This window comes from Actinomadura sp. NAK00032 (assembly GCF_013364275.1).
In the GTDB taxonomy this organism is placed as follows: domain Bacteria; phylum Actinomycetota; class Actinomycetes; order Streptosporangiales; family Streptosporangiaceae; genus Spirillospora.
Map to the genome: position 1 here is coordinate 4880582 of NZ_CP054932.1, position 18195 is coordinate 4898776.

Genomic DNA, 18195 nt, shown 5'->3' on the forward strand with positions numbered 1-18195 from the left:
TGCCCGGCGGCCGGTGCGGGCCGGCTACTCGGCCTCGGGCTCGGTGCCGGCCGGGGCGGCGTCGGCGGTGCCGGCGCCGGGCGCCACCGCGGCCTTGGCGACCGCGTCGGTCGCGCTGACCGTGGTGTTCTCCGGGAAGTGGCAGGCGGCCTGGTGGCCGGGGCTGAGCTCGACCAGCGGCGGCTCGACCTGCTTGCAGATGTCCTGCGCCTTCCAGCACCGGGTGTGGAACCGGCACGCGGGCGGCGGGTCGAGCGGGCTCGGCACGTCGCCCTGCAGCCGGATCCGCTCCCGGCCGCTGCGCTCGCTCGGGTCGGGGATGGGGACCGCCGACAGCAGCGCGTTGGTGTAGGGGTGCATGGGCCGCTGGTACAGGTCCGCGCGGTCCGCCACCTCGACGATCTTGCCGAGGTACATGACGGCGACGCGGTCGGAGATGTGCCGGACGACCGACAGGTCGTGCGCGATCACCACGTAGGTGAGGTCGAGTTCGTCCTGCAGGTCCTCCAGCAGGTTGACGACCTGCGCCTGCACCGACACGTCCAGCGCCGACACCGGCTCGTCCGCGACGATCAGCTTCGGCTTGAGGGCGAGGGTCCGGGCGATCCCGATGCGCTGCCGCTGCCCGCCGGAGAACTCGTGCGGGTACCGGTTGTAGTGCTCGGGGTTGAGGCCGACGAGTTCCAGGATCTCCTGGACGGCCTTCTTGACGCCCTGCTTGGCCTCGATGTTCTGCAGCCGGAACGGGGCCCCGACGATCGCGCCGACGGTCTTGCGGGGGTTCAGCGACGAGTACGGGTCCTGGAAGATCATCTGGAGGTCGCGGCGGAGCGGCCGGAGCCGGCCCTGCGACATCTTGGTGATGTCCTGCCCCTCGAACCTGATCGTCCCGAAGCTCGGGTCCAGCAGCCGCATGATCATGCGGCCGGTGGTGGACTTGCCGCAGCCGGACTCCCCCACCAGCCCGAGGGTCTCGCCCTTGCGGACCGAGAACGACACGCCGTCGACGGCCTTGACCGCCGCGACCTGCCGGCGCAGCAGCCCCGCGGTGACGGGGAAGTGCTTGCCGAGGTTGTCCACCTCCAGCAGCGGCTCGCCCTCCGCGGGGCGCGCCGCCGCGGGCTCGGCGGCCGCGGCCGGGGTCGCGGCGGCCGGGGTCTCGCCGACCGGGGTCTTCGATGTGCTCACAGTCTCGTTCCCACCCGTGCTCGTCACAGCTTCGGCCGGATCTCGTCGTTCCAGATCTCGCGCTTCTTCTCCAGCGGGAGGTGGCACGCCGCCTTGTGGCCGGGCTCGACCTCGACCAGTTCGGGCCGCTCGGTCGTGCTCTTGTCGCCGTTGAGGTCCTTGTAGGGGCAGCGCGGATGGAACGCGCACCCGGACGGGACGTTGATCAGGCTCGGCGGCGACCCCTTGATCGGCATGAGCCGCTCGCTGCGCTCGCGGTCCAGCCGCGGCATCGAGCCGAGCAGCCCCCACGTGTAGGGGTGCAGCGGCCGGTGGAAGGCGTCGTCGACGGAGGCGTACTCCACGGCGCGGCCGGCGTACATCACCAGGATGTCGTCCGACAGCTCGGCGACCACCCCGAGATCGTGGGTGATCATGATGACGGCGGAGTTGAACTCCTGCTGCAGGTCGCGGATCAGGTCCAGGATCTGCGCCTGGACGGTCACGTCCAGCGCCGTCGTCGGCTCGTCGGCGATCAGCAGCTCGGGGTCGCACGACAGCGCCATCGCGATCATCGCGCGCTGCCGCATGCCGCCGGAGAACTGGTGCGGGTAGTCGTCGACCCGCTTGTCCGGCTTGGGGATGCCGACGCGGCCGAGCATGTCGATGGCGTGCTTGCGCGCCACCTGCTTGGACACGTCGTTGTGGACCCGGTACGCCTCGATGATCTGCGCGCCGACGGTGTAGAAGGGGTGCATCGCCGACAGCGGATCCTGGAAGATCATCGCCATGTCGCGGCCGCGCAGGCGGCGCACCTCGGTCTGCGAGGAGCCGACGAGCTCCTTGCCGTTCAGCCAGATCTCCCCGGACACGTCGGCGTTGCGCTTGTTGTGCAGGCCGAGGATGCCGAGGCTGGTCACGCTCTTGCCCGAGCCGGACTCGCCGACGATGCCGAGGGTGCGGCCGCGCTCCAGCTGGAACGACAGGCCGTCCACCGACTTCACCAGGCCGTCGTCGGTCGGGAAGTGGATCTGCAGGTCGCGGACGTCGAGGAACGCGGTGGGAGCCTCGCCGGTGCCCGCGGTGTCCGCGGCGGGCGCGGTGCCGGTCATCAGCTCAGCCTCACTCTCGGGTCGACGACGGCGTACAGCAGGTCGACGATCAGGTTGATCACCACGATCGAGGTCGCGGTGATCAGCGTGATGCCGAGCACCATGGGCAGGTCTCCGCCGTTGATCGAGGTGATCGCGAGCTGGCCCAGCCCGGGGATGCCGAAGGTGTTCTCGGTCAGCACGGCGCCGCCGAGCAGCAGGCCGAGGTCCAGGCCGAAGATCGTGAGGATCGGCGTCAGCGAGGCGCGCAGGGCGTGCTTGGTGACGACGGTCTTCTCCGGCAGCCCCTTGGCGCGGGCGGTGCGGATGTAGTCCTCGTTCATCGTCTCCAGCATGCCCGCTCTGGTGAGCCGCGCGTACATCGCCGCGTAAAGGAACGCGAGCGTCACCCATGGCAGCACCAGCGACTGGAACCAGGTCACCGGGTTCGTGGTGATCGGCAGGTAGCTGCCGCCGCCCGGGAAGATCTTGAAGGTGTAGGAGAACAGCGCGAGGGAGACCAGGCCGGTGAAGTAGATGGGCAGCGACACGCCGCTCAGCGCGATGATCATCGCGGTCCGGTCCCACAGCGAGCCTCTGCGCAGCGCCGACACCACGCCCGTGGTGATGCCGCCGACGAGCCAGACGACCGCCGCGCCGAACGCCAGGGACGCCGTCGCGGGCGCCCGGTCGAGCAGCGTCTCCAAGACCGGCTGGCTGCTGCGGTAGGAGTAGCCGAGGCAGGGCGCCGGGCAGTGGTCGGTCACCGGGCCGGCCTTGTAGTCCTTGCCGACGACGATGGCCTTCAGGTACTCGCCGTACTGCACCACGACCGGCTTGTCGAGGCCGAGCCGCTCCTTGGTGTCCTGGATCGCCTCGGCCGTCGGGGCCTTGCCGACGTACCCGGCCGCGATCTGGTCGGTGGTCTGACCGGCCAGCTTGGGCAGCCAGAAGAAGATGCCGAAGGTCACCAGGCTGACCAGCAGCAACATGAGCACGGCACCGATGAGGCGCCGGATGAGGTATGGGAACACACTGCGCGGCCCCGCCCGCCGGCCGAGGCCGGGCCTGTAGGCCCGGTCACGGCCGGCGGACTTTCGCCTTCACCTGCCTTCAGATGGACTCACGGACGAGCGGAGTGTTACTCCACGCCCATGTTGAGGTAGTCGTACATGCCGCCGTAGGCGTAGGTGATGCCGGCGTTGGTGACGCGCTTCGGCCGGTACATCAGCGCCTTGGCGTAGACCAGCGGCACCTCGGTGGCGGTCCCCATGATCAGCTTGTCGACCTCGCCGTACGCCTTCATCCGGGCGGCCTTGTCCGGGTTGGCGATGGCGGCGTCGAGGCCCTCGTTGACCTTGGGGTCGTCCAGCTCGGCCAGGTTGTTGCCCCCGGACGGCTTGATGGCGTCGCCGTGGGCGATCTGGGCGAGGAAGCCGTAGCCGGTCGGCCAGTCCGCCGCCCACGCCATGATCATCATGCCGACGCCGTGCTCGTGGACGTACTTCGGCACGCCGACGTACTTGCTGAAGTAGTCACCGGCCGGGAACTGCACCAGGTCGACCTTGATGCCGACCTTGGCCAGGCTCTGCTGGATCGCCTGGGCCATGGCGACTTCCTTCGGCCGGTCGGACCGGGCCGAGATCTTGGTGCTGAAGCCGTTGGGCTGGCCGCAGGCCTTCAGCTCCTCCTTGGCCTTGTTCATCGTGGCCTCGTCGAGGCCGTTGCCGCCCGCGGCCTGCTTCTGCGGGTACAGGTCGAACTTGGTGTAGCCGTCGACCGAGGGGGGCAGCACCGTGGTGGCGATGTCGCCGCCGGCCAGCGGGCCTCCGTAGGCCGTCTGCGCGGCGACCTTGTCGGTCGCGTACTGCACGGCGATCCGGCAGTGGACGTTGTTGAGCGGCTTCACGTGCACGTTCAGCGACATGAACCGCAGGAAGCCCTGGACGGGGTTGTCCACGTACGGCTTCTGCGCGTCGGTCAGCACCTTCGGCTGCGTGCCCGACTGGACGCCGACACCGGCCATGTCCATGTCCAGCGAGCCGGCGAGCAGGCGCTGGTCGATGTCGTCGGCGTTCTGCTTGAGCTGGATCTCGATCTTGTCAGGCAGGGCCTTGCGGATCGGGTCCGTGCTCTGGTTCCAGTGCGGGTTGCGCGACAGCGTCATGGACTTGCCGCGCGTGTAGTTGTCGACCTTGTACGGGCCGGACGAGACGATCGAGGTCTCGTACTTCAGGCCGGTGTCCTTGGCCTTCGGCACGGGCATCGTCTGCGACATGGCGACCAGGTAGTCGAACTCGGCGAACGGCTCCTTCAGGTGGAACACGATCGTCTGGTCGTCGGGGGTCTCGATCGACTTCAGGCCCTCGTCGGACTTGTCCTCGTAGGGGCCCTTGTAGGCGGGCTTGTTGTCGACGAGGTACTGCTTGAAGTACTTCGGCCCGGACTGCAGCTCGCTGCTGAAGTTGCTGCGCTCGACCGCGTACTTCACGTCCTTGGAGGTGACCGTGGTGCCGTCGTCGAACTTGACGCCGGTCCGCAGCTTGTACGTCCAGGTCTTGCCGCCGTCGCTGGAGGTGCCCAGGTCCGTGGCGAGGTCGGGGATGACCTCCAGGCTCTCCTTGCCGGCGGCGGGCTTGAACGTCGTCAGGCCCCGCCCGTACTGGCGGGCGATGTTCTGGGAGTAGGCGTAGTAGGTGTTGCCCGGGTCCGGCGAGTCGAAGTCGTCGGACTCGGCGAGCTTGAGGGTGCCGCCCTTCTTGTCCGACTTGTTGACGACCTCGTTCACGCCGGCGTTGTATCCCGGGCCGCTGCCCGAGCCGCTGCCCGAGTCGCCGCCGCCGCAGGCGGCGAGCCCCGCGGCCGCGACCACCCCGGCCGCGAAGACCGCGATTGGTCTCATCTTGTTCATGTGCAGGCGCACCCCTTCAAATAGACGGGTCCGATGGACCCGAGTCACTTGGACCGAGGGTCGAGAGCGTCCCGCAGCCCGTCACCGAAGAGGTTGAAGGCGAGGACGGTGATGAAGATCGCCATACCGGGGATGATCATGTACATCGGGTCCGAGGAGTAGATCGGCACGGCGAGCGTGAGCATCCCGCCCCACGACGGCGTGGGCGGGATGACGCCGACGCCGAGGAACGACAGCGCCGCCTCGAACAGGATGTTGGTCGGGATCAGCAGGGTCGAGTAGACCAGGATCGGCGCGACCAGGTTCGGCAGGACTTCCTTGAAGAGCACGTAGGAGTTGCGGGCGCCCATGCTGCGCGCGGCGTCGACGAACTCGCGCTCGCGCAGCGACAGGGTCTGGCCGCGGATGATGCGGCCGATGTAGGGCCAGTTGAAGAACCCGATGACCACGATCAGGACCGAGACGCGCAGCCCGTTGCCCGACAGCCCGAAGGCCCCGTCGGACATGACGCCGACCAGCGCGATCGCGAACAGCAGCAGCGGGAAGGCCAGGAAGGCGTCCATGGCGCGGCTGATGACGTAGTCGACCCAGCCGCCGAAGTAGCCGGCCATGATGCCCATCACGGTCCCGATGAGCACCGACAGCAGCGTCGCGAGGAACGACACCAGCAGCGAGATCCGGGCGCCGTGGACGATGCGGGCCAGCAGGTCGCGGCCGCTGCCCGGCTCGACGCCGAACCAGTGCTCGCTGCTGATGCCCGAGTGCCAGAACCCGCTCTTCGGCCGGTTGTAGGTCGGGTCGATCAGGTTCTGGTGGTAGGCCAGCGGGTCCTGCACGAAGTACGGACCGAAGATCGCCAGCAGGATGAGCAGGATGACCACCACGGCGCCGGTCAGCGCGACCTTGTCGCGCTTGAGCCTCATCCAGGCGATCTGACCGAGGGAGCGTCCCTGGATCTTCTTGCTGTCGACACCGACGAGGACCGATTCCGGCTGCGCCTCGGTGTCGGACCCGGTCACCTCAATGGGTGCGGCCACGCTCCATACCTCCTACCGTTCGGCCACTGGTTCGGCCATGCCGCCGGCGTCCGGCCGGCGGCCGCGGAGATCATCCGCTGCCTCCGTGCCCGTTACGCCGCGTTTGCTGAAGGGAAACGTAGTCCTTCGGGCACGACTGTCCATCCGTGAAGCGGGCTTCGCCAGTACCCGTATCTGACTTGTGATCTCGTCGTCATCTGGGGCACACGCGTCCGCACAGCTGGTCGGACAAATCGCCCGAATAGTACGTTCAACTCCACCCGGACAGGCAACTCAACGGCGGTCTAGACCGCCAAGCTTTACCGTACCGAGTCCGATCTGAGACCGATTCTCCGCAGGTCAGCCCACTGGAGCAACACGCGGCACAGGAAACCGGCGGGCCGGGGCGCCTCCGCGGCACGTGAGCACCGCACGGAGGCGCCCCGGCCCGCCGGTCCGCCGGGCGCGTCGCGCGCGCCCGGCCGCTCCGGGCCGGCCGGGCCGGGTCAGGAGATGCCGCGGTCGCGCAGGATGCGCTCGATCTCGGCCATCTCCGGGTCGCCGCCGCCCCGCGCGGGCCCCTCCACCGCGCCCTTGGACTTGGCGCGCCCGGCGGCCTTGCGCCCGCCGTCCCCGGCGGCCCGGCCCGCGCCCGCGTCCGAGCCCGCGTCCTCGCCGCCCGCGCGGCGGCTCAGCATCGCCCCCGACGTCAGGTAGAGCAGGACGGCCAGGCCCGCCACCCCGACGCCCGCCCACTTCACCGGGCTGAACGCCAGGTCGACGAAGAACTCCGTCACCCCCGTCATCGCCGCCGCCAGCGGCACCAGGGACAGCGCCGCGCCGCGCAGGCCGGTGCCCGCGCCGCGGCGGCGGTAGGCGCCCCAGCTGATCACCAGACCGACCAGGGTCACCCCGAGGCTGATCGCGAAAATGGCTGCGTCGCTCATGCCGGCCCCTCATTCCGAACGGTGGTCCTCCCTCCCATCGTCACACGCGGGACGGCGGAACCGCTCCTCCCGGCGGACGGTTCCCGGCCCGGCCGGCCTCCTCCTGCGGCGGGAGCGCGCTCCTGCGGACCGCTCCCCCGGAGCCAGTCCTCCGGTACCAGCCGGGCGGTATCAGCCTCGGCGCCGGCCGGGCGGCGCCGGCCGGGCGGTGTCAGCCGGGCGGTGTCAGCCGGGCGGTGTCAGCCGGGCGGTGTCAGCCGGGCGGTGTCAGCCGGGCGGTGTCAGCCGGGCGGTGTCAGCCGGGCGGTGTCAGCCGGGCGAGGGCGCGCCGGCCGCCAGGGCGCGCAGCAGGTCCACGTCGACCTCGCGCAGCGAGGCGACCACGGTGCGGCCCGGCGCGGGCGGGATCGGCAGGACGCCCGGGACGGCGACCGTCGCGCAGCCCGCCGCCTCCCCCGCCGCGACCCCGTTCGGGGAGTCCTCCAGGACGACGCAGCGGGCCGGGTCGGCGCCCAGCCGCGCGGCGGCCGTCAGGTACGGCTCGGGGTCGGGCTTGGTGCGGGAGACCTCGTCGCCGGCGACGCTCAGCGCGAAGTGCTCGCGGCCGATCGCGTCCAGCACCGGCTCGATCAGCCGGCGGTGGCTGGAGGACACCAGCGCCGCCGGGACGCCCGCCGCGCGGACCGCGGCGAGCAGCTCCTTGGCGCCGGGCATCATCGGGACGCAGGCGGTGAGGCGCTCGGTCATGCCGTCCAGCATCCGCCGGGCGATCTCCGCCGGGTCGGCGGAGGCGCCGGTCAGCTCCAGCATGTAGTCGACGGCGATCGCGATGGAGCCGCCGACGAGCCGCTCCTGGTGGGCGGGGGTCCACTCGCCGCCGAGCCAGGCCATGACCTCCGTCTCGACCTCCAGCCAGACGTGCTCGGAGTCGATGAGGAGGCCGTCCATGTCGAACATCACGGCCTGCAGGCCGCCGCGGGTACCGGCGCTCATGCGCGCCGTCCCGGATGCGGGGGACGCGCTGTGGGGGTGCTCATGTATCCCCACCATAACCGCGTGATCGCGGGTGCCCGCCGGCCCCCTCACCGGCCGCTTTTGGACGAGGTGTGCAAAGAGACGGTGACGGATGGGTCACCGGCCCGATACCGTGCCTGCAGTGACTACCAACGGGTAAGGAACGGCATGAGCGCGTACCGCATCATCCTCGTCGGCACCGACGGCTCGGACTCCTCGTTCCGCGCGGTGGACCGCGCCGCGCAGCTGGCCGCCGCCACCGGCGCCACCCTCCTGCTGGCCTCCGCCTACAGCCCCATGCCCGAGCGCGAGCGCGCCAGCGCCGCCGACCGGCTCGGGGACCTGGCGTACAAGGTGCAGGGCTCGACGCCCGCCGACGACGCGCTGCGGGCGGCGCGCGAGCGCGCGGTCGCGGCGGGCGCGCTCGACATCGACCAGGTGGCGGTGGAGGGCGACGCCGTCGACGTGATCTCCCGGGTCGCCAAGGAGCGCGGCGCCGAGCTGGTCGTGATCGGCAACCGGGGGCTGAACAGCCTGGCGGGCCGGATCCTCGGGTCGGTCCCGGCGAACCTGTCGCACCGGGCGCCCTGCGACGTGCTGATCGTGCACACCACCGACGGCAAGTGACCCCCGCGCCGGCCCCCGTCCCGCACCCCGCCTCCGCCGCGTCCCGCCGCCGCCGCGTCCCGCCCCGGAGTTCCGCCGCGGGCGTACAGGGCGGGGGTCTGGCCCTTCGGGGGTGGGGTAGGTCACTGTCAGGACGTAGGCTGACAGCCACCGATCATGAGCGGGGCCCCCGACCCCGGGAATGACGGCCCCCGTCGGTGACGCTGTACCTGGGCGTCGGAAGGAGGCAGCGCGTGGTCGAGCTCGAAAGCGTGCCGGAACTCGTCGATCCGGTGCTCGTGGCCGCCTTTGAGGGGTGGAACGACGCCGGGGAGGCCGCCAGCGGGGTGATCGCGCATCTGGAGTCGACCTGGGAAGCGGTGCCCATCGCCGAGCTCGATCCCGACGACTACTACGACTTCCAGGTCACCCGCCCGATCGTGGAGATGTCCGACGGGGAGACCCGCGGCATCACCTGGCCGACGACCCGGGTGTCGTGGGCGCGGCTGCCGAACGGCAAGGACGTCGTCCTGCTGCACGGGATCGAGCCGAACATGCGGTGGCGGTCGTTCTGCCGCGAGCTGGTCGGGCTGATGCTGGAGCTGGAGATCCGCAACGTCGTGCTGCTGGGCGCGCTGCTGGCCGACGCGCCGCACACCCGCCCGGTCCCGGTGACCGGGGCCGCGTCGGAGGCCGGGCTGGTCAGCACCCTGCACCTGGAGCCCGCCCGCTACGAGGGCCCGACCGGCATCCTCGGCGTGCTGCAGGACGCGTGCGCCAAGGCCGACCTCGACACCGTGTCGCTGTGGGCGGCGGTCCCGCACTACGTCGCGCAGCCGCCGTCGCCGAAGGCGACGCTCGCGCTGCTGCGCCGCGTCGAGGACCTCCTGGACGTCACCGTCCCGCTCGGCGAGCTGCCCGAGGAGGCGCGCGCATGGGAGCACGGCGTCAACGAGCTCGCCGAGGAGGACTCCGAGGTCGCCGAGTACGTCCGGACGCTGGAGGAGCAGAAGGACGCCACCGAGCTGCCGGAGGCGAGCGGCGACGCGATCGCCCGCGAGTTCGAGCGCTACCTGCGCCGCCGCGACCCCGGGCGCGGCCCCGGCTAGCGGCCGCCGGATCGCGGGCGGCGGATCGCGGGCGGCGGATCGCGGGCGGCGGATCGCGGGCGGCGGATCGCGGGCGGCGGATCGCGGGCGGCGGCGGGTTACACTCGGTGGCGTCCCCGCCGTCGGCGATGGCCCGCGCACGCCGCCAAGTGCGCCGATCATGATCTTCTGCTTCTTCCGGGAGGGCGGCGGCGCCCCGCGCCGGTGAGCCGCCGGACCGCCGGCCCGGCGATCCGGGTCCGCGCCCCGCGCGAGCTGCGCCGGCAGCGCCGCCGCCACGCCCACTCCTGCTGGGACCACCTCCTCGCCGCGCCGCTGTGGCCGCTGCACGGCGCCAACCTCGGGACGCTGCTGCGCACCTGCGACGCGGTCGGCGCGTGCCTGGCCGTCCCCCGGTTCTCCTGGGTGCCGGAGGCCCTCGAACGCGGCAACACGCTGCGCCGGCCCGCCTGCGTCCACTGGGTGAACGACCCGCTGCGCTGGCTGGAGCGCCAGCGCGGGGCCGGTTCCCGCGTCGTCGGCGTCGAGCTGGCGGACGAGGCGGTCCGGCTCGCCGACCTGCCCGCCGCCCGCGTCCGGACGGTCGCCGTGCTGGGCCACGAGCAGACCGGCATCCCCGCGGAGGCCGTCGACCTGCTCGACCTCGCCGTGGAGATCCCTATGGTGGGACATGGCAGCAGCTTGAACGTGGCCGTCGCCGGCTCGCTCGTCCTCTATAAGCTGGCGGGCCTGCTGTGACGGGCTGCCATGACCGACCGGACCGGAGGGAGCGCAGGTTTGCCGGAGGCCCAGCCGCTGCGGCCGCACGACCCGGCCCGCCTCGGCCGCTACGAGCTCCTCGGGCGGCTCGGGTCCGGCGCCCAGGGCACGGTGTACCTCGGGGAGGGCGCCGGCGGGGAGCGGGTGGCGGTCAAGCTCCTGCAGGTCCAGTTCGACGACGACGCCACCGCGCGGGCCCGGTTCGTCCGCGAGGCGGAGGTCGCCAAGCAGGTCGCCCGGTTCTGCACCGCCCAGCTCCTGGATGCCGAGGTCGCCGGGGACACCCCGTACCTGGTCAGCGAGTACGTCCCCGGTGAGGCGCTGAACCGCGCCGTCGCGCGGGACGGGCCCCTGTCCGGCGGGGCGCTGGACCGGCTCGCCGTCAGCACCGCCAGCGCGCTGACGGCCATCCACCGCGCGGGCGTCGTGCACCGCGACCTCAAGCCGCACAACGTGCTGCTCGGCCCGGACGGCCCCCGCGTGATCGACTTCGGGCTGTCGCGGGTGCTGGACGCGGCCAGCGCGGTGAGCAGCCGCGCCGTCGGCACCCCCGCCTACATGGCGCCCGAGCAGGTGTCGGGCGGGAGCGTCGGCGCCGCCGCGGACGTGTTCGGCTGGGGCGCGACGATGACGTTCGCCGCGACCGGGCGGCCCCCGTTCGGGGCCGACTCCATCCCCGCCGTCATGTACCGGGTCCTGCACCACGAGCCCGACCTCGGCGGCCTGGACGGGGAGCTCGGCGCGCTGGTCGCGGCGGCGCTGGCGAAGGACCCGGCGCGGCGGCCGACGGCGGCGCAGCTGCTGCTGCGGCTCGTCGGCCACGACGACGCCTTCGACGTCGCCGCCGCCACCGCCGGCGGGAGCACGTCCGGCACCGGGGACAGCGTGGCGGCCGACGCCCTGCCCGCCGTGCCCGCCATGCCCGCCGTGCCCGCGGCGGGGGGCTCGGGCGGCGGCGACACGCTGCCGCCGGCGTCCACCGAACCCGACGGCGGCGGTCCCGGCGGGCGGCGCGGGCGGCGCACACGGAGGCGGCGGCTGGGCTACGGGGCGGTGGCGGGCGCGGCGGCCGCGGTCGTCGCGGCCGCCGCCGGAGCCGGCGGGTACGCGCTGCTGGACCGGCCGGGCGGCGGCGGGCCCGCTGCCGGCACCCCCGGCCAGGGCCCGGTGACCGCGACCGCGCCGACGGCGAGCCGGTCCTCGTCCGGCCCGCCGGAGACCGAGCCGACCCGGCCGCGGCCCGGCACATCGGCGCCCGGCGCGACGCCGACCCGGCCGGGCCCCGGGCAGGGCACGCGGCCGGGGCAGGGCGGGGGCGGCGGCACGCCGCCCACCGGCGACCCGCCGCCCGCGCCCGCGGTGCTCGGGTCCCCCTCCCCCGCCCGGTACTGCGGCGCCCGCGAGCGCGACGCCGAGTTCCGGGTCCGCGACTGGTACTGCGTCCCGCGCGGCGGCGACATCGGCGTCGACACCAAGATCTCGATGACGGCGGTGTGCGCGTCGCAGTACCGGCCGGAGGCCGAGGCGCGCCTGCGCGGCGACGCCTCGGACCCCGGCGACTGGGAGTGCTACGTGCTGCGGTGAGCCGCCCCGGGCGTCACGGGGACGTCACAGCGCGACGCCGAGCAGGGCGTCGGTGATCGCCCCGGCCTGGGCCGGGGCCCGCTCGTCGGTGCCGGCGGCGGCGGCCCAGGCGTCGACGGCGGCCAGCGCGGCGGGCGCGTCCAGGTCGTCGGCGAGGTGGCCGCGCACGGCGGCGGCCAGCGGCGCGGCGGGCGCGCCGGACGGGCGGGCGGCGGCCGCGCGCCACCGGGCGAGGCGGGCGGCGGCCTCCTCCAGCGCGCCGGCGGTCCACTCCCAGTCGGCGCGGTAGTGGCGGGCCAGCAGCGCCAGCCGGATCGCCATCGGGTCGGCGCCCGACTCCCGCAGCTTCGACACGAACACCAGGTTGCCGCGCGACTTCGACATCTTCTCGCCGTCCAGGCCGACCATCCCGGCGTGCACGTAGGCGCGGGCGTGGGGGCGCTCGCCGGTGGCGACCTGGGCGTGCGAGGCGCTCATCTCGTGGTGCGGGAACGCCAGGTCCGAGCCGCCGCCCTCGACGTCGAACGCCATGCCGAGGTACTCCACGGAGATCGCCGAGCACTCCACGTGCCAGCCGGGGCGGCCCTCGCCGAACGGCGACTCCCAGCCGGGCTCGCCGGGGCGGCGCGCCATCCACAGCAGCGCGTCGAGGGGGTCGCGCTTGCCGGGGCGGTCCGGGTCGCCGCCGCGCTCGGCGAACAGCGGCGCCATGGCGGCGCGGTCCAGCCGGCTGACCGCGCCGAAGGACGGGTCGGCGGCGACCGGGAAGTAGACGTCGCCGTCGACCTCGTAGGCGGCGTCGCGGCCGCGCAGCTTCTCGATCATCTCCACCACGAGGGGGATCGCCTCGACCGCGCCGATGTACTGGTCGGGCGGCAGGATCCGCAGCGCGGCCATGTCCTCGCGGAACAGCTCGATCTCCCGGTCGGCGAGGGCGCGCCAGTCCTCGCCGGTCTGCTGGGCACGTTCCAGAAGCGGGTCGTCGACGTCGGTGGCGTTCTGCACGTAGTGGACGCGGTGGCCGAGGTCGCGCCAGACCCGGTTGGCGAGGTCGAAGGCCAGGTAGGTGTTGGCGTGGCCGAGGTGCGTGGCGTCGTAGGGGGTGATGCCGCACACGTACATCCGGGCGGTGCCGCCGGGGGCGGTGGGCCGCGCCGCGCCGGTGCCGGTGTCGTGGAGACTCAGCGGACGGTCGGCGGCGGGCAGGCCCGCGGCGGGCAGGCTGGGGACTTCGGAGGCGGGCCACGATCGCATACCGAAAGCTTATCCATGCGCAGCTCGCACGCTTACTCCGAGATCATGTGATGTGTCCCCCGGTGCCCGGCCCGGTGTCCGGCGCCCCGGCGGCCCGGCCCGTCAGGCGAGGCGGACGCGCGGGTCCAGGACGGCGTAGCCGACGTCCACCACGAGGTTCGCGACGGTCACCGCGAACGTCACCAGCAGCGTCACCCCGATGATCACCGGGGTGTCGCCGGCCGCGATGGACTGGTAGACCAACTGCCCCACGCCCTGCAGCCCGAACACCTTCTCGGTGACGATCGTGGAGCCGATCAGGGCGCCGAGGTCGATGCCGAGCTGGGTGGCGACCGGGGTCAGCGCCGCGCGCAGCGCGTGCCGCCGGAGGACGCGGCCCTCCGGCAGGCCCTTGGCGCGGGCCGTGCGGACGTAGTCCTCGCCGAGCACGTCCAGCATCGCGCCGCGGGTGAGGCGGGTGTAGGCGGCCATCATCAGGAACGCCAGCGCGAACCACGGCAGGACCATCCGGCGCAGGAAGTGCTCCTGCAGCGGCGGGCCGGCCTCGAAGACGTGGACGCCGCCCGCGCCGAGCCCCGCCGTGAACAGGTACAGCAGCGCCAGCGCCATCACGAACGGCGGGGTGGACAGGCCCGCCGCGACGAACACGGTGACGGCCCGGTCCCACGGGCCGCGGGCCCGCGCGGCGCCGGACACGCCGGTGGCGACGCCGCCGGCGAACCACAGCACCGCCGCGCCCGCCACCAGGCACAGCGTCGTCGGGAGCCGCTCGCCGATCAGCGCCGTGACCGGCGTCCCGTTGACGTAGGAGTCGCCGAGGTCGCCGCGCGGCAGCCGCGCGAGGAACTCCCAGTACTGGACGAGCAGGGGCCGGTCCAGGCCGAGGTTGGCGCGGATCTGCGCGAGCGTCGCGGCGGTCGCGCGGGGCCCGCCGATGACGCGGTCCACCGGGACGGGCGAGACGTGCAGCATCACGAACGTCAGCGTGGCCACCAGCCACAGCACGACGGCCGCGTACAGCAGGCGGCGGAGGACGAAGCGGGGCACGGTCGGGTCACCTCCCGGCGGCGGCGTGGTCGCCGCGCGGGCCGAGGGCGTTGCGGACGCCGTCGCCGAGCACCGTGGACGCCAGCGTGGTCGCCAGCAGCAGGCCGCCGGGGACGGCGAGCAGCCACCAGGCGGTGCGGAACACGTCGCCGCCCTCGGCGAGCATCGACCCCCAGCTCGGCATCGGCGGCCGCACCCCGACGCCGAGGAACGACAGCGTCGCCTCCGACACGATCGAGGACGGGATCAGCAGCGAGGTCAGCACGGTGATCTGCGCGGCCAGGTTCGGCAGCACGTCGCCGACCATGATCCGCGCGTTGGAGGCGCCGAGCGCGCGGGCGGCCTCGATGAACTGCCGCTCCTTCAGCGACAGCACCTGGCCGCGGATGGTGCGGCCGTAGGCGGCGAACGAGAAGAACGCGATGACCAGGACCGTCATGGCGAGGCTCGCGCTGGGCGAGGAGATCTGGAAGGTGCTCGCCAGCATGATCGCCACGAGCAGGTAGGGCAGCGCGAGGATCATGTCCATCAGCCGGGCCAGCAGCGCGTCCACGGCGCCGCCGGCGAACCCGGCGAGGGTGCCGGCGAGGGTGCCGGCGGCGGAGGCGAGCACCGCCGCGCCGATCCCGGCGGTCAGCGAGATCCGCGCGCCGTAGGCGGCGCGGACCAGGACGTCGCGGCCGAGCTGGTCGGCGCCGAGCGGGAACCGGGCGCCGGGGCCGCGCGGCCGGCCGCCCGCGTCCAGGCCGGTGCCGGGGAACGTCGCGTCGTAGGGGTGGCCGGTCAGGTGCGCCCACAGCGGCGCCAGCGCGGCGAACGCCATGACGGCCAGCAGCACGGCGAGGGCGGCGACGGCGGTGCGGTCGCGGCGGAACCGGTCCCAGGCGAGCCGGGACGGGCCGCGCCCGCGCACCGGGTCGGGCGCGCCGGGGGGCGCGGCGGTGCCGGGCGGCGGCGGCCTGCGGGTGCCGAGGTCGGCGTAACCGGTCATGAGAACGTGACCTGGTTGAGGTCGTAGGCGCGGTACTGGGGCAGGTAGCGGGCGTTCTCGACGCGGGCGGAGCGGAAGATCGGGGTCCGCGGGTTGATCAGCGGCACGACCGGGGCGCTCTCCATGATGCGGCGGTCGGCCTGCGCCCAGTACCCGGAGGCGTCGGCGACGTCGCGGGCGCCGAGCGCCCGGTCGATGAGGCGGTCGACGGCGGGGTCGTGGAAGCCGCCGTAGTCGGTGGAGTTGGGGCCGTAGTGGCGCCCGTCGAACAGCGGGACGATGGTGGCGCGGCCGTTGTTGCCGTACCAGTCGGGCACCCAGCCGGGCGCGGCGATGTCCCATCTCCCGGCGCGGGCGTCGGCGGGGGTGGCGAGGGTCGAGGAGTAGAAGGCGCCGCTGGTGTCGGGGCGGGTTTCGGTGGCGATGCCGCAGGCGGCCAGGTCGTCGGCGATGGACCGGGCGGTCCGCGGGTGGTTGCCGCTGACCCGGTAGGGGAAGCGGAGCGTCAGCCCGCGGGGGTACCCGGCGCGGGCGAGCATCCGCCGGCAGGCGGCGGGGTCGCCGGCGTCGCCGGGCGTCGGGTACAGGTCGAAGCGCTGGTGGCCGACGCTGCGCGGCGGGATGACCTGGTCGAGGACCTCGGCGATGTCGGGGCCGCCGTGGATGCGCACCACCGCGGCCTTGTCGACGGCGTAGCTGATCGCGCGGCGGACCTCGGCCTTGCCGAGGGCGCCCCCGTTGTTCGGGCTGAGGGTGTTGAACACGAGGTAGGGGCTGAGCGCCGAGCCCTCCATGACCGCGAAGCGGCGGTCCCCGCGCAGCCGCGGGATCGCCGCGGACGGGACGGGCTGGTCCCAGGACAGGTCGGCGGCGCCCTTCTCCAGCAGCCGCTGCACCTCCTCGGGGGTGTCGTGCCCGAGGGTGATTGCGATGCGGTCGGGGTGCTGCGCGCGGATCGGGTCGGACGCGGCCCGCCAGGCGCGGTTCCTGTCCAGGACGTACCGCTTCCCGGGCGTGTAGGAGGTGATCTGGTAGGGGCCGTCGGAGACGGTGTGCCGCCGGAACTCGGGGCTGTCGGGGACGTAGCGGTCGTACTCGGCGGGCGCCGCCGCCGCGAACTCCAGGGCGAGCAGGTCGGGGAGGTCGCTCGCGGGCCGCTCGAGCGTCACGACGAGGGTCTTGGCGTCCCTGGCGGCGAGCCCCGCCACGTCGTTGCCGCGCTGGTAGCGGGCCATGGCGGCGGCGCTGCGCGGGTCGACCTCGGCGTACCCGGCGCAGAACTCGGCCATCCCGGCGATGGTCTCGGTGTAGTAGGCCCTGCCGCCGGACGGGACGGCCGGGTTGCAGACCCGCTTGATGCCGCGGACGAAGTCGGCGGCGGTCACCTCCCGCGGCGGGTCGGTGTTCCACCGGACGCCGTCGCGGAGCCGGATCGTGTAGGTGCGGCCGTCGGCGCTGACGCCGCCGTTGCCGGCGGTCGGGACCTCCAGCGCCACGTCCGGGCGCACCTTGACGGCCTCGGCGAAGTCGTTGGACGCCGCGAACCCGAACAGGGTGCGCGCGTACTGGCGGCTGAGCAGCCCGCTCCAGGTGCTGTAGGCGGCGGCGGTGTCGAGGTGGTCGACGTCGGAGGACCCGGCGACCCGCAGCGTCCCGCCCGCGACGCCCCGCTCCTCGCCGCCGCAGCCCGCGGCGACCGCCGGCACCGCCATGAGCGCGAGCACCGCGGCGAGACCGGCCGCGGCCGCCCTCCCCCGCGCCACCCCCGACGAAGATCGCATTAAGTAGCCAATTTAGCACCCAGCGTCACGCGTCCGCAGGCGTTCGCGCCACCCCGCGCGGAGCGCGCCGCGGGCGCTGACCGCATGCCGCGCGGGGCCGGCCGCCGGGCTCTACAGCACCCGCGTCCAGGCTTCGCCGTCGCCGGGGGCGGCGGAGAAGTCGTACCGGACGCCGCCCGCGCCGAGGGCGGTGAGGCTGACCGAGGTGGTGCCCCACACGCGCCCCTCGCCGAGGTCGAGCAGCGGCAGCAGCGCCCGGTGGTCGGCGCGCGGCAGCCCGTCGCCGTTCAGCAGCGGGAGCCAGGCCCCCCAGGCCCGCTCCACGGGCCCGTCCGGGCCGGGCTCGGGGCGCGGCGCGGCGGCCAGCCGGGGCCGGAAGTGGGCGAGCCGCGCCGCCATGTAGGCGTCCTCGGTCTCCCCCTCCAGCTGCCCCTCGCCTTCGAGCCCGCTGTTGACGATCATGTGCAGGCCGGGGCCGAGGCCGCGCTCGGTGAGCGTCTCCCCGTCCCAGCTCCACAGCCGCACCCCGTCCGGTTCGGCGCCGACGAGGTGGAACGGGTCGTAGGCGGCGAGGCCGGGGTCGCCGAGCTTGCCGTCGGCCGCGACCCGCAGCGGCAGCTCCCCGCGCGAGGACCGGGCGGCCTCGGGCGCCATCCGGCCGCGGCCGTTCAGCACCACCGCGACCCGCGGCGCGTCCGGGTCGACCGCCAGCCACGTCCCGCCGGCGCGCAGGTCCCGCCCGCCGACCAGGCGCGGGCGGTCCGGCCAGTGGCGTCCCGGTCCGGTCCACTCCCGCGCGACGAACTCGTCCCGCACCCCCACCACGAGGACGGGCACCGGGGACGACGGCTCGACGCTGATGATCGCCGTACACATGCCCCAATTGGAGCATCCCGCCGGTTTCGCCCGGCGGCCGGG

The 18195-nt window shown here is 73.7% G+C and carries 16 protein-coding genes; 4 read left to right on the plus strand and 12 right to left on the minus strand.

Going from position 1 to position 18195, the window contains the following annotated elements; all coding sequences use genetic code 11:
* Positions 1-24: 24 nt before the first annotated feature.
* The 7 genes from HUT06_RS22720 to HUT06_RS22750 all read right to left on the minus strand — a co-directional run bounded on the left by HUT06_RS22720 (position 25) and on the right by HUT06_RS22750 (position 8125).
* Positions 25-1089 carry an ABC transporter ATP-binding protein gene (locus HUT06_RS22720; protein WP_254715788.1) on the minus strand — a complete coding sequence of 355 codons (1065 nt, stop codon included), beginning with the start codon at positions 1087-1089 and terminating at the stop codon, positions 25-27.
* 122 nt (positions 1090-1211) lie between these two features.
* Entirely contained in the window at positions 1212-2279 is a 1068-nt protein-coding gene (locus HUT06_RS22725) for an ABC transporter ATP-binding protein (protein ID WP_176197573.1), read from the minus strand.
* Positions 2279-3292: an ABC transporter permease gene (locus tag HUT06_RS22730; RefSeq protein WP_176197574.1), complete on the minus strand. Its 1014-nt coding sequence runs from the start codon at positions 3290-3292 to the stop codon at positions 2279-2281. Before HUT06_RS22730 ends, HUT06_RS22725 begins: the two co-directional genes overlap by 1 nt.
* 107 nt (positions 3293-3399) lie before the next feature.
* The gene (locus HUT06_RS22735; protein ID WP_176197575.1) at positions 3400-5160 is read right to left on the minus strand and encodes an ABC transporter substrate-binding protein; all 1761 of its coding nucleotides are present in this window, start codon (positions 5158-5160) and stop codon (positions 3400-3402) included.
* Positions 5161-5213: 53 nt separating this feature from the next.
* Complete coding sequence (locus HUT06_RS22740; RefSeq protein ID WP_176197576.1) at positions 5214-6206, minus strand: ABC transporter permease; 993 nt, start codon at positions 6204-6206, stop codon at positions 5214-5216.
* A gap of 485 nt (positions 6207-6691) precedes the next feature.
* Positions 6692-7132 (minus strand): hypothetical protein, encoded by a 441-nt coding sequence (locus HUT06_RS22745; protein WP_176197577.1) that lies wholly within the window; start codon positions 7130-7132, stop codon positions 6692-6694.
* 309 nt (positions 7133-7441) lie between these two features.
* The gene (locus HUT06_RS22750) at positions 7442-8125 is read right to left on the minus strand and encodes an HAD family phosphatase (protein ID WP_176197578.1); all 684 of its coding nucleotides are present in this window, start codon (positions 8123-8125) and stop codon (positions 7442-7444) included.
* Positions 8126-8314: 189 nt separating this feature from the next.
* Here HUT06_RS22750 and HUT06_RS22755 point away from each other — a divergent pair, with 189 nt between their 5' ends.
* The 4 genes from HUT06_RS22755 to HUT06_RS44685 all read left to right on the plus strand — a co-directional run bounded on the left by HUT06_RS22755 (position 8315) and on the right by HUT06_RS44685 (position 12204).
* Positions 8315-8773 (plus strand): universal stress protein, encoded by a 459-nt coding sequence (locus HUT06_RS22755; protein ID WP_176197579.1) that lies wholly within the window; start codon positions 8315-8317, stop codon positions 8771-8773.
* A gap of 233 nt (positions 8774-9006) precedes the next feature.
* Positions 9007-9861, plus strand: a complete 855-nt coding sequence (locus HUT06_RS22760) for a PAC2 family protein (protein WP_176197580.1) — start codon at positions 9007-9009, stop codon at positions 9859-9861.
* A 204-nt stretch (positions 9862-10065) separates the two neighbouring features.
* Positions 10066-10599, plus strand: a complete 534-nt coding sequence (locus HUT06_RS22765) for a TrmH family RNA methyltransferase (protein ID WP_217711402.1) — start codon at positions 10066-10068, stop codon at positions 10597-10599.
* A 39-nt stretch (positions 10600-10638) separates the two neighbouring features.
* A complete protein-coding gene (locus HUT06_RS44685) occupies positions 10639-12204 on the plus strand; it encodes a serine/threonine-protein kinase (RefSeq protein ID WP_254715333.1) in 1566 nt (521 codons plus the stop codon).
* Between the two features lie 24 nt (positions 12205-12228).
* Here the strand turns inward: HUT06_RS44685 and mshC are convergent, their stop codons facing one another.
* The 5 genes from mshC to HUT06_RS22795 all read right to left on the minus strand — a co-directional run bounded on the left by mshC (position 12229) and on the right by HUT06_RS22795 (position 18153).
* Positions 12229-13458 (minus strand): cysteine--1-D-myo-inosityl 2-amino-2-deoxy-alpha-D-glucopyranoside ligase, encoded by a 1230-nt coding sequence (gene mshC / locus HUT06_RS22775; protein WP_176197582.1) that lies wholly within the window; start codon positions 13456-13458, stop codon positions 12229-12231.
* Positions 13459-13560: 102 nt separating this feature from the next.
* A complete protein-coding gene (locus HUT06_RS22780) occupies positions 13561-14505 on the minus strand; it encodes an ABC transporter permease (protein ID WP_176197583.1) in 945 nt (314 codons plus the stop codon).
* Positions 14506-14512: 7 nt separating this feature from the next.
* Positions 14513-15496 carry an ABC transporter permease gene (locus HUT06_RS22785; RefSeq protein ID WP_176197584.1) on the minus strand — a complete coding sequence of 328 codons (984 nt, stop codon included), beginning with the start codon at positions 15494-15496 and terminating at the stop codon, positions 14513-14515.
* The gene (locus HUT06_RS22790) at positions 15493-17277 is read right to left on the minus strand and encodes an ABC transporter substrate-binding protein (protein WP_176197585.1); all 1785 of its coding nucleotides are present in this window, start codon (positions 17275-17277) and stop codon (positions 15493-15495) included. Before HUT06_RS22790 ends, HUT06_RS22785 begins: the two co-directional genes overlap by 4 nt.
* Positions 17278-17388: 111 nt before the next feature.
* Positions 17389-18153 (minus strand): NRDE family protein, encoded by a 765-nt coding sequence (locus tag HUT06_RS22795; protein WP_176197586.1) that lies wholly within the window; start codon positions 18151-18153, stop codon positions 17389-17391.
* Positions 18154-18195: the final 42 nt, after the last annotated feature.

What these genes read in the sequence shown, in the direction of transcription:
- HUT06_RS22795 (WP_176197586.1), bottom strand. Translation starts at nt 18,153, where the DNA reads ATGTGTACGGCGATCATCAGCGTCGAGCCGTCGTCCCCGGTGCCCGTC.
- mshC (WP_176197582.1), bottom strand. Translation starts at nt 13,458, where the DNA reads ATGCGATCGTGGCCCGCCTCCGAAGTCCCCAGCCTGCCCGCCGCGGGC.
- HUT06_RS22790 (WP_176197585.1), bottom strand. Translation starts at nt 17,277, where the DNA reads ATGCGATCTTCGTCGGGGGTGGCGCGGGGGAGGGCGGCCGCGGCCGGT.
- HUT06_RS22750 (WP_176197578.1), bottom strand. Translation starts at nt 8,125, where the DNA reads ATGAGCGCCGGTACCCGCGGCGGCCTGCAGGCCGTGATGTTCGACATG.
- HUT06_RS22725 (WP_176197573.1), bottom strand. Translation starts at nt 2,279, where the DNA reads ATGACCGGCACCGCGCCCGCCGCGGACACCGCGGGCACCGGCGAGGCT.
- HUT06_RS22745 (WP_176197577.1), bottom strand. Translation starts at nt 7,132, where the DNA reads ATGAGCGACGCAGCCATTTTCGCGATCAGCCTCGGGGTGACCCTGGTC.
- HUT06_RS22735 (WP_176197575.1), bottom strand. Translation starts at nt 5,160, where the DNA reads ATGAGACCAATCGCGGTCTTCGCGGCCGGGGTGGTCGCGGCCGCGGGG.
- HUT06_RS22785 (WP_176197584.1), bottom strand. Translation starts at nt 15,496, where the DNA reads ATGACCGGTTACGCCGACCTCGGCACCCGCAGGCCGCCGCCGCCCGGC.
- HUT06_RS22755 (WP_176197579.1), top strand. Translation starts at nt 8,315, where the DNA reads ATGAGCGCGTACCGCATCATCCTCGTCGGCACCGACGGCTCGGACTCC.